Below are 1,308 nucleotides of genomic sequence, written 5' to 3' on the forward strand. Positions count from 1 at the left end.
GGTCCGCGCCGCGCCCGCCGCCTCGAGGGCGGCCAGGACCGGGCCGAGCCTGGGGTCGGCGGCGTCCGCGCACCCCCGCCAGTCCCCGGCGAGCACTGGGGACGAGTGGACGGACGGCAACTGCGAGGCGAGGGCAGGCAGGAAGACGGCCTCCGCGGCGTCCAGATCCGCCCACCGGACGCCGGGCGCGCGCCCGTCGGCGGGGCGCAGGACCCCGGGCGCGTGCCCGGAGGCGTCGATGAGGGGGCACGAGGCGCGGAAGGCGAGGGCGCGGCACAGGGCCGTGGTGCCGACGCCGCCGTGCCACCCCGCGACGAGGACGCGCAGGCCCCCGGCCGCGCGCCGCAGGGCGAGGGAGGCGAGGACCCGCATGAGGACCGCCTCGTCCTTGGGGAGGCGCAGCTGCCCGGAGGGGCCCACGCTCACGCGCGGCGCGGAGGATCCCCCCGCCCGGGCTGCCCCCTCCCCCGCGATGACGAGGTCGGGCGCCGCCCCTTCGGGGACGACCCCCACTCCCGCCAGGGAGGCGACGGCGACAGCGCTCTCCCTCTCCCGTTCGGTGAGGCCGACCATGGCGACTGTGGGTTTCTGCGGCGTGTCCATGCCCCAAGCACACCCCCGGCGGACCCGAGCGCGCCACTGGCGGGCCCCGCCCTGTGGACACGGCCCCGGGGACTCGACGGCCTGTGGATACCGGCACGCGGCCCCAGCCGGATCACGCCGGCGGTTTCCCCCAGCTGGTTCTGCGCGGCCTTGCGCTTCCCCATGTCGCACACAAGGGACGGAATTAGGAAACACGGCACCGCACACAAGGGCTTGATCCCGCCCTTGTGTGCGACTCGTGTTGCGTAAATCGGGGGCCTTGTGTGCGACATGGGGAAGCAGGACGGGCGCCGCCGCAGGAGGTTGCGTAAATCGGGGTCCTTGTGTGCGCACCCGGGCGCTAGGCGCGGCAAGAGCGCCAGCACCCCGCCCTAATCCCCCAGGGTCCGCGCCTGCACGTGGACGGCGATGTCGCGCCCGATCCGCGCCCCGTACTCCACGCACTGGGCGACGTGGACCAGCCACTCGCCGACCCCCGCCTCGTCGCCGGACGCCCAGCCCGCGAGCGCGCGGGCGGCGCCGACCGGGTCCAGCGCGTCAGCGGCTGAGACCACGGCGGTCCCCGTCGGATCCACCCCGTTCGAGACGAGTATCCACCGGGCCAGACCGGCGCCGACCGCAGCGGAAGCGGGTGAGAAGACCTCGTACTGCCTGAAGTGCGCGATGACCGCCCCGGCGCGGGCGAGGGCGGGGGCGTCGATACGG

2 pseudogenes are annotated in these 1,308 nt (G+C 75.7%); both read right to left on the reverse strand.

Annotation, left to right across the window (positions count from 1 at the left end):
• Positions 1 to 603 (reverse strand): annotated as a pseudogene (locus tag BH719_RS09660) (hypothetical protein); the annotation flags it as partial.
• Between the two features lie 371 nt (positions 604 to 974).
• Positions 975 to 1,308: pseudogene (locus tag BH719_RS05930) on the reverse strand (hypothetical protein); the annotation flags it as partial.

The sequence above is a fragment of the Pauljensenia hongkongensis genome, from assembly GCF_001746855.1.
GTDB lineage: Bacteria > Actinomycetota > Actinomycetes > Actinomycetales > Actinomycetaceae > Pauljensenia > Pauljensenia hongkongensis.